The sequence below is a fragment of the Clostridium sp. genome (assembly GCF_051278035.1).
GTDB lineage: Bacteria > Bacillota > Clostridia > Clostridiales > Clostridiaceae > Clostridium_AD.
Genome location: NZ_JBNMNU010000035.1, coordinates 1 through 13,384, shown reverse-complemented (window position 1 = coordinate 13,384; position 13,384 = coordinate 1). Strand labels below are relative to the sequence as shown.

The 13,384-nt window shown below is 30.6% G+C and carries 15 protein-coding genes; 4 read left to right on the top strand and 11 right to left on the bottom strand.

Annotated features, from left to right (window positions below; translation table 11 throughout):
* Positions 1-6 precede the first annotated feature (6 nt).
* The 6 genes from ACJAX4_RS07315 to ACJAX4_RS07290 are packed head-to-tail and all read right to left on the bottom strand — an operon-like array spanning position 7 to position 4,687.
* Positions 7-435, bottom strand: a complete 429-nt coding sequence (locus tag ACJAX4_RS07315; protein ID WP_435788799.1) for a hypothetical protein — start codon at positions 433-435, stop codon at positions 7-9.
* Complete coding sequence (locus tag ACJAX4_RS07310) at positions 425-880, bottom strand: pilus assembly FimT family protein (protein WP_435788798.1); 456 nt, start codon at positions 878-880, stop codon at positions 425-427. Before ACJAX4_RS07310 ends, ACJAX4_RS07315 begins: the two co-directional genes overlap by 11 nt.
* The gene (locus ACJAX4_RS07305) at positions 877-1,326 is read right to left on the bottom strand and encodes a type IV pilus modification PilV family protein (RefSeq protein ID WP_435788797.1); all 450 of its coding nucleotides are present in this window, start codon (positions 1,324-1,326) and stop codon (positions 877-879) included. Before ACJAX4_RS07305 ends, ACJAX4_RS07310 begins: the two co-directional genes overlap by 4 nt.
* Positions 1,307-1,750 carry a type II secretion system protein gene (locus ACJAX4_RS07300; RefSeq protein ID WP_435788796.1) on the bottom strand — a complete coding sequence of 148 codons (444 nt, stop codon included), beginning with the start codon at positions 1,748-1,750 and terminating at the stop codon, positions 1,307-1,309. The genes ACJAX4_RS07305 and ACJAX4_RS07300 overlap by 20 nt, the downstream gene beginning before the upstream one ends.
* A 40-nt stretch (positions 1,751-1,790) precedes the next feature.
* Positions 1,791-2,987 carry a type II secretion system F family protein gene (locus tag ACJAX4_RS07295; RefSeq protein ID WP_435788795.1) on the bottom strand — a complete coding sequence of 399 codons (1,197 nt, stop codon included), beginning with the start codon at positions 2,985-2,987 and terminating at the stop codon, positions 1,791-1,793.
* 20 nt (positions 2,988-3,007) lie between these two features.
* On the bottom strand, positions 3,008-4,687 hold the full coding sequence (locus ACJAX4_RS07290; RefSeq protein ID WP_435788794.1) for a GspE/PulE family protein: 1,680 nt from the start codon (positions 4,685-4,687) through the stop codon (positions 3,008-3,010).
* Positions 4,688-4,885: 198 nt separating this feature from the next.
* Here ACJAX4_RS07290 and ACJAX4_RS07285 point away from each other — a divergent pair, with 198 nt between their 5' ends.
* From ACJAX4_RS07285 to ACJAX4_RS07270, 4 genes are all read left to right on the top strand, one after another.
* Entirely contained in the window at positions 4,886-5,140 is a 255-nt protein-coding gene (locus ACJAX4_RS07285) for a spore coat associated protein CotJA (RefSeq protein WP_435788793.1), read from the top strand.
* A complete protein-coding gene (locus ACJAX4_RS07280; protein WP_435788792.1) occupies positions 5,140-5,427 on the top strand; it encodes a spore coat protein CotJB in 288 nt (95 codons plus the stop codon). Before ACJAX4_RS07285 ends, ACJAX4_RS07280 begins: the two co-directional genes overlap by 1 nt.
* 3 nt (positions 5,428-5,430) lie before the next feature.
* Positions 5,431-6,012, top strand: a complete 582-nt coding sequence (locus ACJAX4_RS07275) for a manganese catalase family protein (RefSeq protein WP_435788791.1) — start codon at positions 5,431-5,433, stop codon at positions 6,010-6,012.
* 140 nt (positions 6,013-6,152) lie between these two features.
* On the top strand, positions 6,153-7,886 hold the full coding sequence (locus tag ACJAX4_RS07270; protein WP_435788790.1) for an Rqc2 family fibronectin-binding protein: 1,734 nt from the start codon (positions 6,153-6,155) through the stop codon (positions 7,884-7,886).
* A 438-nt stretch (positions 7,887-8,324) separates the two neighbouring features.
* Here ACJAX4_RS07270 and ACJAX4_RS07265 read toward each other — a convergent pair whose 3' ends face one another.
* From ACJAX4_RS07265 to pyrR, 5 genes are all read right to left on the bottom strand, one after another.
* Positions 8,325-8,726 carry a hypothetical protein gene (locus ACJAX4_RS07265; RefSeq protein ID WP_435788789.1) on the bottom strand — a complete coding sequence of 134 codons (402 nt, stop codon included), beginning with the start codon at positions 8,724-8,726 and terminating at the stop codon, positions 8,325-8,327.
* A gap of 436 nt (positions 8,727-9,162) precedes the next feature.
* Complete coding sequence (locus tag ACJAX4_RS07260; protein WP_435788788.1) at positions 9,163-9,405, bottom strand: hypothetical protein; 243 nt, start codon at positions 9,403-9,405, stop codon at positions 9,163-9,165.
* A gap of 628 nt (positions 9,406-10,033) precedes the next feature.
* A complete protein-coding gene (locus ACJAX4_RS07255) occupies positions 10,034-11,173 on the bottom strand; it encodes a THUMP domain-containing class I SAM-dependent RNA methyltransferase (RefSeq protein ID WP_435788787.1) in 1,140 nt (379 codons plus the stop codon).
* Positions 11,174-11,342: 169 nt separating this feature from the next.
* Positions 11,343-12,626: a uracil permease gene (uraA, locus tag ACJAX4_RS07250; protein ID WP_435788786.1), complete on the bottom strand. Its 1,284-nt coding sequence runs from the start codon at positions 12,624-12,626 to the stop codon at positions 11,343-11,345.
* A gap of 78 nt (positions 12,627-12,704) precedes the next feature.
* Complete coding sequence (gene pyrR / locus ACJAX4_RS07245; RefSeq protein WP_435788785.1) at positions 12,705-13,241, bottom strand: bifunctional pyr operon transcriptional regulator/uracil phosphoribosyltransferase PyrR; 537 nt, start codon at positions 13,239-13,241, stop codon at positions 12,705-12,707.
* Positions 13,242-13,384 lie beyond the last annotated feature (143 nt).

Here is a 13,384-nt window from a genome sequence, read left to right as displayed (position 1 = left end):
ACTCCTTCATTTGGGATTGTATTCAGTTTTTACAAATGTTAACTGAAACCTTTCCCCAGTAGCTATTAATTTATAATAATCATTTCTATTAGTTCTATCATCATAGGTTGTTGTAAACATAAATTCCTTGGCACTATTTAAATAACTAACCTTAGCTGTTTCATAAGTTACAATATTACCTATATAACTGTAAAAAAACTGATCTATTCCTAATGTTTTTATTCCTTCATCATTTTCAACAATGCAAGTGTAGAATAAAGTCATTAAATATTCACTGTATCTTTGATACTCATCTTCTTTTAAAACATATGTTTTATTGCTCATAGAATATTCTACTTCTGCCATTTGAATATCAAATATGTACATCATGATAACTATGCAAATAAGTCCTACTAGAACCGTATATACCATTATAAATCCTTTTTTAGTTTGCATTTTGTATAACCAAACACCTCTCAATACTTTGACCACTCTTCCAAGTCACTTTAATATAAAGAATCTTACCAGATTTTGTAGCTACAAAGTCTTTTACATCATCTATAATTAGGCTTTTATAGGCATTATCCTTAGGTTCTATCACTGTCCCGTAAAGCAGATAAAGATTGCCATCAATACATTTTATATGATTAATAATATTCCCATCGTAATATCTTATCTTGATAATATTTCCCTCAGTTTTAACTTCGAGTGCACCTAAATTTATCTCCTTTTCTATTACAGCAATGGCTTCATTTAAATAATTAAACCCTTTATTGTTTAACACACTGCTTTTATATTTTTTTAAATGTGAGCTCATCATACTATCTACTACTCCTAACATTAAAAACACCAACGCCATAGTAATTATCATTTCTATAAGTGTAAATCCACTTTTCTTCATTTATAGTAGTTTCCTTTATAAAAATTACATTGAAGTGATGGGATATCACTTTGATTATCATCATATAAGGCTAGTCTTAAAGTATATACATTTAATTCATATTTCAAAAAGTCTAACTTTACATAAGGTTTTTCTGTTAACGCGTCTTCTGAAAATACGTTCATTGTTGATTGTTTTATTTTAGGTAAAGTCATATTCCCACTATTTATAAAGACCCTATCATTTCTTTTTAACACTTCTAATTCCTGGAATGTCATGGCGTATATCATATTATTCTTTATTGTTTCCAATATAAATACATTGTTGTTTGTATCTTTTATGGTATTTTTAATCTTAGAAGAAGTTATATCATAGGACATTACAGAGATGAATAATATAGAGAATATACCCAAACTACATATTACTTCCACTAAAGTAAAACCTTTATCACTCCTTAATTTTAACATATGCAGTACCTACTCTCATTGTAATTTCATGTTCTATGGAATTATTATCCTTTAATATTATTGTGAATGCATCATTACTATATCCCTCGCTATTGATTACAATATACGTATTATTTACTCTGCCTGTAAATCTATATAAGGTTATCTTATCTTTAAGGATTAATTTATTTACCACACTAATTCCATTTACTAGCTTTATTTCATTTTTAGCTTTATCAAAAGTTACAATTACACTACAAGAATTTTCTCTACAATACATTTTTGCATTATTTATAAAATTCACTATTGCATTACAATAATAATCTGCATCTACACTATTATTCACTGTTTTATAATACCTTAGAGATACAACGCTTGCTCCAGAAACTATACTCATAATAGCTATTACCATTATTATCTCAATTAATGTAAATCCCTTACGCATAGACCGCCCTTCCTATTGTTTTAAGTAGACTTAAAGGCACTTAGTATTTGCCTACTGAGTCCATAACATTTAACATTGGTATCATAACCGCTAAAATAATTGTTCCAATCATAACTCCTAAAAAAATTATTATAATTGGCTCAAGTAGTGCTGTTGCTTTCTCCACATTCTCCAGCGCATCTTCATAAAAGATATCAGCCGCAGTTATAAACATTTCCTCTAAATTACCGGTCTCTTCACCGATTTTTACCATAGAAACGAAAAACTTTGGAAATAGATTCATTCCATTTAAACAGCTGGATAATTCTACTCCTTTTTTTATATCATTAAAAACCGTTTTAAGCTTTAACTTAAAATATCTATTGGAAATAACATCATTAATAATTTCAAAAGATTTTAATAGTCCAACGCCACTACCTAATAGTATATTAAGTCCTCTTGTGAACCTCGTATAAATAAGCCTTTTATATACAGGTCCAAATACTGGGCATATAAATTTAATTTTATCAAAGCCTATTTGTCCTTTTTTAGTTTTAAAATATTCCATGAACATGAAGACTATTATTAAAATAATCATTAAAATCCATAGAAAATTAGTACGTAAAAAATCACTTATTCCTATAATCATTTTGGTTACTAGTGGAATATCTGCATTAAGGGAATTTAAATTTGTTATAAACACGGGAATAACCTTTATGAACAGAAATAATGATACTACCATTAATGTACAAAATACTGTGCATGGATAAATCATGGAATTAGTAAATTTCTTTAAAAGTTTATACTCTTTTTCATAATACAGTGCTAATTCCTCTAGAATTATATCTAATTTCCCACTCTCCTCACCCAAATAAATCATATTTATCATGAACTCGGGATACACATTTATAGATTTTTTCATACTTATATAGAGTGAATCTCCCTTTTGTACATTTTCTTTAATGCTTATAAGACTATTTTTCATTGATTTATGCTCCATTTGCAGGTAAAGTAAATGAAGAATATCGCATATAGGTATGCCTGATTTGATACATAATGAAAACTGCTTGCAAAATATTGAAACAGTTTTTAAATTAGGTTTAGTGGATATGTCCGTTATTTTTTTTATTCTCCTACACTTTGTTAAAAATATATCTTTCTCTCGTAAACGTAATGCAAGTTCATAATCACTATCGCTTTCAGCAATTCCCTTTATTACTTTCCCGCTTGTTGTTTTAGCTATGTATTTATATCTCATGTTATATTTCACCCGACGCCTCACTTAAAGTTATAGCTATAAGTAGCATTTATAAATTCTTCTATTGAAGTTACACCATTTCGTACTAAAGCTTTACAACTCTCCCTACATGAACCCGAACTATTTTCTTTACAATATGACCAAAGCTCATCACTTATACCACTTTTAGCTATAATGGATTTATGATTACTGTCCAATTTTAATAATTCATATACCACAGTCCTCCCTTTGTATCCATTTCCATTACATTTACTACATCCTAAAGCGCTATATATTTTATCTCCCTTTTTAACATCAAAGTTATGTGAATCTTCATGACTAGTTTCACATTCAACTTTACAATAGTTGCATAATTTCCTCACTAACCGCTGAGCCAATACTACAACCAATGAATCTGCCACTAAATATGATGGAATACCCATATCTATAAGCCTTGAAATTGAACTTACAGAATCATTAGTATGAAGCGTTGACAGGACTAAATGTCCAGTTATCGATGCCCTCACAGCAATTTGCGCTGTTTCTTCATCACGTATTTCTCCAAGCATTATTATATCGGGATCCTGCCTTAATATACTTCTAAGACCTGTCGAAAAAGTAAGACCCGCTTTATTATTTACATTTACTTGATTAATTCTAGGCATATTATATTCTATTGGATCTTCTATAGTAATAATGTTTTTACTTTTACTATTAATTTCATTTAGTAGCGCATATAATGTTGTTGATTTTCCACTTCCAGTAGGCCCTGTCACGAGTATCATTCCATAAGAAAGTTTTAATATGTCCTTTAAAAGAATAACCACATCTGGACTAAATCCTAATGAATCCAAATTAATGAATCTTTCTGATTTGTATAATACTCTTATAACTAATTTCTCACCATACATTGTTGGAAGCGAAGATACCCTAAAATCATAGTCTACTCCATCTATATTTTCAGTTATCTTACCATCTTGAGGAATTAATTTAGTAGCTATATCCATGTTCGCGATTATTTTAATTCTCGTTGATAATGATTTATATACATTACTAGGAATTTGATTTATTTCTTTTAAGATTCCATCTACTCTCATTCTAAGAATAGCAAAATACTTAAAAGGTTCTAGATGTATATCACTAGCTTCTGCGTTAACTGCCTGCTTTAATAATGAATCCGTTATCCTTATAACCGGCGCATTTTCATTTGAGTACTCTGAATGCATCTCTATATTTTTTTCTTTACCTTGTAACATATATTCTTTTTTCAATTCTTCAACTGCCGCATCCACAATTTGTTTTCCATAACAGTTTTCTATAGCCTGGGAAATATGACTCGCTATAGAAAAGAAAACCCTGATTTTTTTATTTGTTATAAATTTGAGTTCATCAATAACTTTTATTTCGAAAGGGTTAGTAAAAGCCACGTGAACTTCATTATTTTTTTCATAAAAAGGTATTAAACTATATCTTGTAGCTACCTCTTTTGAAATGGAATTAAATGATTTGTTTTTTTCATTCTCAGATTCTAAATCAATAAATGGTATGTTAAAATTATTCTCCATTATTGAAATAAGCCCATTTAGATCTACTTTTATTTGACTGAGAATTATTTGTTCCTCACTACAATTTTTTTGATGTGAAAGTTCCACCACTTCTTTACTCTGTTCTGACGTAATTAAATTTTTATCACACAATAATTGAAGTAAATTTTTTTTCATAATATCTTACCTTTTCTGATTATAATTTATTATTTATTCTTTTGTAATAGTTGCCCTCTTTCTATTTTATATTCACTTTCAAAGTATTTTTCTATAGCGATGCGCTAGTTTATTCACAACATATATAAAAAAGAACTAATCACTATTTTAATTATTTGCATATTATATATTGTACCGACCAATTAATGGAGGTTTAATTTGAAACACATTGAAAATAAAAGTAATATGTCACAAAGCCCATCAATGAGTAATTGCACACCACAAGAAACAGTAATTAAGAATGTTAGATTGGCTGCGGCTTATGTCCCGTACCAGATACTCTGTACTCTTTTTTCTCCACTAGAATCTCTCAAACACGGAACCGCTTTCCCTGAACTCTTCAGTCCCTACAAAGGTGAGGACAAAAATTATAATCCATGTTCCTTGGAAGCAAGTAAAAAGGAGAGATTCTAATGAAGAATGATATGACTAGAATGGAACTTTTAAAGCAAATTACTGCAACCCGGTTTATTAAGGTAGACTTAGCCCTTTTTCTTAACACCCATCCAATGGACCGTGAAGCTATTGCAAAATATAATTATTATGTTATGGAAGGCAGAGCACTAAAAGAAAGCTATGAGATGAATTACGGAATGCTAACACAAAATGAGTGTTTAAGCCCTTATCCATGGCAATGGATATCTGAACCATGGCCTTGGGAATACGATGCAAATATAAAACTTGAAAAGGGTGAGGTGTAATTTATGTGGACATACGATAAGTTTTTAGAATATCCTGTTAAAATCAAAAAAGCTAACCCAGAAATGGCCAAAATTATTATTACTCAATATGGTGGTCCGGATGGTGAGCTAGGTGCATCTTTAAGATACTTAAGTCAGCGATTTTCAATGATTACTCCTCAAGCTATGGCAACATGTAATGATATAGGCACGGAAGAACTAGCTCATTTGGAAATGGTTGGTAGCATGGTTCGTCAATTGATGAAATGCGCAACTCTAGAAGAAATTCAAAAGGGCGGAATGAGTGGATATTATGCAGATCATGGCAGAGGAATATATCCCGTAAGTGCCTCTGGTGTACCATTTACAGCTGCAGGTTTTCAATCAAAAGGAGATCCAATTGTAGATCTTACTGAAAACTTAGCTGCAGAACAGAAGGCGAGAGCTACCTATGAATATCTAATTAATATGGCTGATGATCCAGATGTAATAGAGCCTTTAAAGTTTTTACGAGAGAGAGAAGTTGTTCATTATCAAAGATTTGGTGAAGCGCTTAGAATCGTTCAAGATTATTTACAAGAACCACACTTATTTATAATGAAATAATTTAAAATTATCAAAAAAAGCAACTGCCTATTAATAAATAGACAGTTGCTTTTAAATTAGTTACGACTTTTCAATAATTTTCTTTAATGTTATACTAATAATATATTTATAATATTTAAACAAGTGAAAGGATGATACATATGGCATTAGATGGCATTTATTTATCTAGCCTCATTGAGGAAATAAGAGATGTAATCATAGATTGTAGAGTTGATAAAGTAACACAACCAGAAAAAGATGAAATTATATTAAGCTTTAAAAAGAATAGAAAAATCCATAAATTATTAATAAGTTCAAGTTCAAATTATCCTAGAATTCATTTCACAGACTTTAATAAGCAAAACCCTATAAAAGCACCAATATTTTGCATGGTATTAAGAAAATATTTAAATACAGCTACTGTATTAGATGTAAGACAAACGAATTCAGATAGGCTACTTACCATTGACTTTAAAAGTAGTGATGAATTAGGTTTTGATAGTCTATACTCACTAATAATTGAAATAATGGGTAGACATAGTAATATAAGCTTAGTTCGTACTAGAGACAATTTGGTTATGGATAGCATTAAGCATGTTTCAGCAGACGTCAACAGTTTTCGTGTTTTATTTACTGGTGTGGAATATATGTACCCTCCTGTTTCTACAAAACTGGATGCTTTTAATACCAGTTATGATGAGTTCTATGAGTATATAACCACTAAAGATATAAAGTTCACTGAAAAGTTTTTTACAGGTACATTCACAGGTGTAAGTTCTGGTCTATCTAAAGAACTTGTGTATAGGTATTCTATGCATAATACTGCTTTTGATTTGCAGCACGCTAAAAGCATATATGATTTTACCACAACCTTATTTAAAAATATGCATGAAAACATTTTTCTAGCTTCCTATGCTATGAATGGTAAATTAAAAGATTTCCATTCGCTTAAACTTACAGCCTTAAGTGATTACAGTTATGAAAAATATGATTCACCTTCTAGACTCATAGAGGATTTTTATTTTCAAAAGGATAAACATGATAGGTTAAATGCTAAAAGCGCAAATCTCCAGAAAATAGTTAATACCAACATCAGTCGTTGCGACAAAAAAAACAAAATATTACTTGAAACCTTAAAGGAATGTGAAACTAAAGGTTCTTATAAGTTACAGGGTGAACTTTTAACTGCCAATATATACTCACTAAAAAAAGGTGACAAATTTGCTGATCTTGTAAATTATTATAGTGAAAATGGAGAATCTATTAAAATCAATCTTGATGAAAATAAAACTCCCTCTCAAAATGTTCAATACTATTATAAAAAGTATAATAAATTTAAGAAATCAGAGGAAATGGCTTTAATTCAAATGGATCTTACTGAGAACGAATTAAAATATCTTCACTCTGTACTCACCAACATAATTAATGTAGATAGCTATAATGAAATTGAGGATATAAAAAATGAATTAATAGAAACCGACTATATTACATTTAAAAAGCACAATAAGGCTAAAAAAGTAAAACCAACAAAACCCATGCACTTTATTTCAAGTGATGGCATTGATATTTATGTAGGTAGAAATAACATTCAAAATGACTACTTAACTTTAAAATTTGCCAATAAACATGATACATGGCTTCACACAAAAGATATACCTGGTTCCCATGTTATCATTAAAAATATCGGTAATATACCTGACTCCACCCTACTTGAGGCTGGAAACTTGTCAGCTTTTTATAGTAAATCTAAAAATTCATCTAATGTACCTGTAGATTACACCGAAGTTAAAAATGTAAAGAAACCCTCAGGAGCAAAACCTGGAATGGTTATTTACTCTACAAATAAAACAATATATGTAACTCCAAGTGAAAGTTCCTTAGAAAAAGTTGAATAAAAAATAGGAACGCAATCTATGGAATTTCTCCTGCATAACCTAACATAAGATCAGAAACATTGAAATTCTATTAAGGAATTTCAATGTTTCTGATTTCCTTATTTTAAGTCACCCCCGAAGAAATTCCATACTAACAATGTAAAGAACTTTTATCTTATACCCCCACTTATAGAATCAAATAGCATGTATTTTAACAGTTTATTGAACTTTTATAAAAACCCATATCAGATTTGATATGGGTTTTGTTGTGACGACATATAAGAAAATTACGTACTATAATTTTCTTCTCATTGTTTTAATATAATAATGCTAAAAGTATCTTAATTCTTGTTTCTTATTAATTGCCTTATACAAATATACGAACTATAAATAGCGATAATTAAAAGTATTATTCTATTAACATAATATTTTATTAATCCTTTTTTATTTTGTTTTGAATTAATTAATTAATTCAATTTTATCATCTTGAAATTTAAATACATTTTCACTAATCAAATCAATTATCGCATCTTGATCTCCATTGTAAGTTAGTCTATTTTCATAGGTCGCAAAATCTTCATTATAATATTTATTAAAAATTGCATCCTTTTCAAAAACTGCGTATCCAATAGGTTTATCTTTAATAGATGTTTCAAATAATACTACTAGTCCAAAATCAGTTTTAAGTTTATCAAGAACAACTATATTTGCGTTATTTTCTTTTGATGTTTTACTTATTCTGTGAACAATATAATTTTCGATTTTATTACCATTGATATTGTATAATAAGGTATATTGAAAGATTATTAATAATAAAACAACAGCAATAAAAATACTATAATTTCCAAACTTTTTGTTCATGATATTTTACCTCCTCGATAAAAGTTCGTCCTCTATGCCTTCTCACTTAATTGAAATCCCATCTTCGTATACGTCGTTTTTTTTACTATGTCGTCACTTAAGAATATCGAGTCATAGCTTTACTGAATTATATTAAGCGTAAATATTAACTTTTCTTGATGATTTTAATAACCGTTTGGGCACTTATAACAGAAAGAGGAATATTAACAAAAATAAACATAAACATACTGATAACATCAGTTACAGCATTAAAAGGTACCCAACTATTCCAAATTCGTAACAATACATTATAGTAGAAAATAAAGAAAATAACTGATAACAACCCAAATGTAAAATTTTTCATAATGAACCCCATCTAAATGATAAATTTGTTTATTCTTTATGGTAAAACGGCTTAATTCATACTAAATTGTAAATATAAAACAAACTTCATTTACTAAAAAAACGTTGTAATTACAGAAACAAAGATTACGAATATTCCACTTAGAATTAACAAAATTGATTCTCGTTTTTTGTTATTAATATATGAGCAATACCCATCTGATATATTCACGATACCTAATAATAGTAATACAATTGATATTATAATTTTTCTATTAATGATATTAAATAAACCTAAAAGCGATAATATTATAACTATTACTGAAATTAATGTTTTTAAAACTTTTATTTTTTTCAAGTTGCTACCTCCCAATAAAAATAATCTTCTCAATTTACTACAAATGTTTAGGTATAATGTATTTTAGATTAATGAGCAATAAATTACGCCTACAAAACACCATATAGATAGATTGTACCATTTAATAACATTCAATTCTGTATTTTATAACCATATTCAGCATGAATTTCAGCATTTTTGAATAAATATTGGTGATTTATTTATTCAAAAATATATAATTAGTTTTCTAATTCATTTATCGAAATATAAGCAAAAAATAAGACAATGGACATATGTATAATATATCCATTGTCTTACCTTCATTTAGAAACTCTCATAACCTTCCAACAGTGGGATAGCGAATCCCTTGTCCTTCTACTGTGACACGCATGATATTATGAGCTTTCTCCAAAGTGACTTGCAATATGAAGCGAAAAAACATTGAAATTTCATTTAGAAATTCTTCTTTTGCTAATATAAAATTCTCGTGAACCTGACAGGAAGTCATGTTAGTGAACCCGAGACAGGACGTCGAGTGTGAGCGTCAGATAATTTTATATTTGCAAAAGATTAGAATTCGTTAATCCGATTTCACGTTTCGAGCTCTTATTTCAATGCACGTAGGAGAAAGCTCATAGGTCTCGCACCCTTATTCTTCTTTCTTTTTCCTAGGTACTTCTTTTATATATTGGTAATAATAACATAGAAGTCTTCCATTATATAATTTCCTGTTTTTATCAGCTTTGTTACCAAAGTCACTCTGAAAGTCCTTATTAGCTGTTATTATAAAGCAGGACCATTCATTTAAACTCCTATACATTTCTCCAAAGTCTTTATGAAGTTTTTTTAACTCTTGAATCTCACCCATTCTCTCTCCATAAGGTGGATTTGTTATTATAACTCCATATTTCTGCCTAGAAGTAAAACTTTGCATAGGTATTTTCTGAAATTTTATACAGTCCTTAACTCCTGCTTTTTCAGCATTCTGTATAGCTGTTCGAAGCAGACTTCCGTCAATATCTGAAGCTAGTATTTCAACTTCATTACTATTTACAGTTTGTCTTGCCCCGTCTCGAACTTGCTCCCATATGTCACTTTCCATATTAGGCCAAGTTTCGGATACAAAGTTTCTATTTATACCTGGAGCAATATTTTTACCTATAAGGGCCGCTTCTATTGCAATGGTTCCTGAACCACAAAGGGGATCAGCTAAAACTCTTGTAGTATCCCATTTACTTATTAACACAAGGGCTGCAGCTAGGGTTTCCTTAAGTGGCGCATCACCTGCATATTCTCTATATCCCCTCTTATGTAATCCCACACCTGAAGTATCTATTGATAGTGTTACTGTATCTCTTAAAATTGCAACTTCTATTTTATACACCGGGCCTTCTTCTGAAAACCATTCTGAATCATATTTTTTCTTCATAGCCTCTACTACTGCTTTTTTTACTATTCCTTGACAATCTGGAACACTGTGAAGTTGTGATTTTACAGATTTACCTACTATGTGCATCTTACCGTCCTCAGGTATTAAATTACCCCAATCTACTGCAAGGGTTCCTTGAAACAGTTCTTCAAAAGATAAAGCCTTAAATTCTGCCATCTTTATGAAAAGTCTTTCTGCAGTTCTTAGCCAGATGTTACATATAGCAACATCCATTTCATCACCTTTAAATGTTACTCTTCCGTTTTCCACAATTAAATCTTCGTAGCCTAGCTGCTTTAGTTCCTTAGCTGTAACTGCTTCTAAACCAAAAGACGTAGTGGCAATTAAATTATACATCATATATTATCTCTCCCATTTCTTCGTTTCATTATTGATTGTATCACTTATATTATGATATCTCTATTTGTCGTTGTTGTCTAGGAATTTCACATTAACCGTCTAATAAAAATAAAAGCGCCAGATCAATCTCTGACACTTCATTTATAATTTCTTCTGCATTTACCCCTTATTAATTATCTTCTGACACACTCTTTTCAGGTAGTATTAGGTTCAGTACTATTCCCACTAAAGTTGCGAGAGCAACCCCCGCAATCTCAACTTCTGATCCTGCGAAGGGGAACTTAATACCACCTCCACCAATACCTAAAACAATTATCACTGAAGCAATTATAAGATTTCTCTTTTTACTAAAATCAATTTTATCTTCAACGAAAATTCTAAAACCAGAGGATGCAATTATTCCAAATAACATTACACTAACTCCCCCAATTACAGGAAGTGGAATATTCCCTATTACTGCAGATACTGGTCCTATAAAGGATAATATAATTGCAATAATAGCAGCCCCTCCAATTACCCAAACACTGTATACCTTTGTAATTGCCATAACTCCTATATTTTCTCCATAAGTAGTATTAGGCGGTCCTCCTACAAACCCAGCAAACATTGTAGCAACTCCGTCTCCAAGTATTGATCTATGTAGTCCCGGATCTTTTGTAAAGTCACGCCCGCAAACATTACTCGTAACATACACATGACCAATGTGTTCAGCAAGGGTTACGAAAGCTATTGGAGCCATAAGCATAATAGCATTTATATTAAAGGTTGGAAAATCGAAACTTGGTAATGTAATAAAACTTGCGTTACCTATTTCCTGTAGTGCTTCCTTTGGAATTATTCCCAGGATTAAACAAAGTATATATCCAATTACCATAGCAATGAGTATGGGTACTACACCTAAAAACCCTTTAAAATACATTGACCCCATTATAGCAATTCCAAGTGTTGTCATGGATACAAATATCCAATTAAATTTCGACACACCCACAAGAGTCGCATCTGTAAATGTTGGGTTTAATCCTGCCCATTCTATAGCAACGCCAGCTAAACTTAGTCCTATTACAATTACAACAGAACCTACAACAACTGGAGGTAACATTTTATCTAACCATTTCGTTCCTGCAAGTTTAATAATTAAAGCTACAATTACATATACAAGCCCTGCAGCAATGATTCCTGACAGCATAGAACTTTGCCCATATAACTTTGTGGCTACACCCATAGGTCCAATGAACGCAAATGATGAGCCTACATATGCAGGAAGTTTAGCTTTTGTACATAAAATATATAACAGTGTTCCCACGCCACTACAAAACATTGCTATTGATGGACTAAGACCTGTGATCATTGGTACAAGGATAGTTGCACCCACCATAGCAAATAAGTGTTGAAGACTTAATGGAATAGTCTTTAGGATTGATAATCTTTCATCTACATCTATATAATTTTTCATTTAGTTCCTCCTTTTAGTCTCGCTGGACTATTTTAAAAGATCATTTATCTTCTTCGAAGCTATTTATCTTGTTACAAACTATAGTTCGTATATACACACTGAATCTTTACCATCTATTTCTAAAAGTTCAACAGATATCATTTCTTTTCCTGAGGTTGGTATGTTTTTACCTACATAATCTGCTCTTATAGGAAGTTCTCTGTGTCCCCTATCTACTAAAACCGCAAGTTGTATCATCTGAGGTCTGCCCTTAGCTATTATGGCATCAATGGCTGCCCTTGCTGTTCTTCCAGTATATAACACATCGTCTACTAAAATTATTTTTTTTCCCATCACATCTATGCCTAACTCCGAATTATTTAAAACAGGTTGCTGATTTAGTGATGTAAGGTCATCTCTATATAACGTAATATCAACAGACCCTACTGGAAGTTTAATCCCTTCAAACTGTTCTATTAAAATAGATATTCTCTGTGCTATTGGTACCCCTCGTCTTCTTATTCCTACAAGGATTATGTTTTCTACACCTTTATTCTTCTCAATAATTTCATGTGCTACTCTTGTAAGCGTTCTTACTATTGCTTTTTCATCTAAAAGCACTGATTTTAATTCCATAATTCCACCCCCTATTTAATAGTATTTTTTATTTAAATATAAAATCGAATAGAAGCTAACAATTAAAATGTTTCGCCCCTTTCACAACACCCTACGTACCGTTCGGTATAAGGCGTTTCATTAGTTTACGAGTTTAACGTGGT

Bases quoted from the DNA above. Each gene is read 5' to 3' on its own strand.
- ACJAX4_RS07315 (WP_435788799.1), bottom strand. From the start codon at position 435: ATGCAAACTAAAAAAGGATTTATAATGGTATATACGGTTCTAGTAGGA.
- ACJAX4_RS07310 (WP_435788798.1), bottom strand. From the start codon at position 880: ATGAAGAAAAGTGGATTTACACTTATAGAAATGATAATTACTATGGCG.
- ACJAX4_RS07305 (WP_435788797.1), bottom strand. From the start codon at position 1,326: ATGTTAAAATTAAGGAGTGATAAAGGTTTTACTTTAGTGGAAGTAATA.
- ACJAX4_RS07300 (WP_435788796.1), bottom strand. From the start codon at position 1,750: ATGCGTAAGGGATTTACATTAATTGAGATAATAATGGTAATAGCTATT.
- ACJAX4_RS07295 (WP_435788795.1), bottom strand. From the start codon at position 2,987: ATGAGATATAAATACATAGCTAAAACAACAAGCGGGAAAGTAATAAAG.
- ACJAX4_RS07290 (WP_435788794.1), bottom strand. From the start codon at position 4,687: ATGAAAAAAAATTTACTTCAATTATTGTGTGATAAAAATTTAATTACG.
- ACJAX4_RS07280 (WP_435788792.1), top strand. From the start codon at position 5,140: ATGAAGAATGATATGACTAGAATGGAACTTTTAAAGCAAATTACTGCA.
- ACJAX4_RS07275 (WP_435788791.1), top strand. From the start codon at position 5,431: ATGTGGACATACGATAAGTTTTTAGAATATCCTGTTAAAATCAAAAAA.
- ACJAX4_RS07270 (WP_435788790.1), top strand. From the start codon at position 6,153: ATGGCATTAGATGGCATTTATTTATCTAGCCTCATTGAGGAAATAAGA.
- ACJAX4_RS07265 (WP_435788789.1), bottom strand. From the start codon at position 8,726: ATGAACAAAAAGTTTGGAAATTATAGTATTTTTATTGCTGTTGTTTTA.
- ACJAX4_RS07255 (WP_435788787.1), bottom strand. From the start codon at position 11,173: ATGATGTATAATTTAATTGCCACTACGTCTTTTGGTTTAGAAGCAGTT.
- uraA (WP_435788786.1), bottom strand. From the start codon at position 12,626: ATGAAAAATTATATAGATGTAGATGAAAGATTATCAATCCTAAAGACT.
- pyrR (WP_435788785.1), bottom strand. From the start codon at position 13,241: ATGGAATTAAAATCAGTGCTTTTAGATGAAAAAGCAATAGTAAGAACG.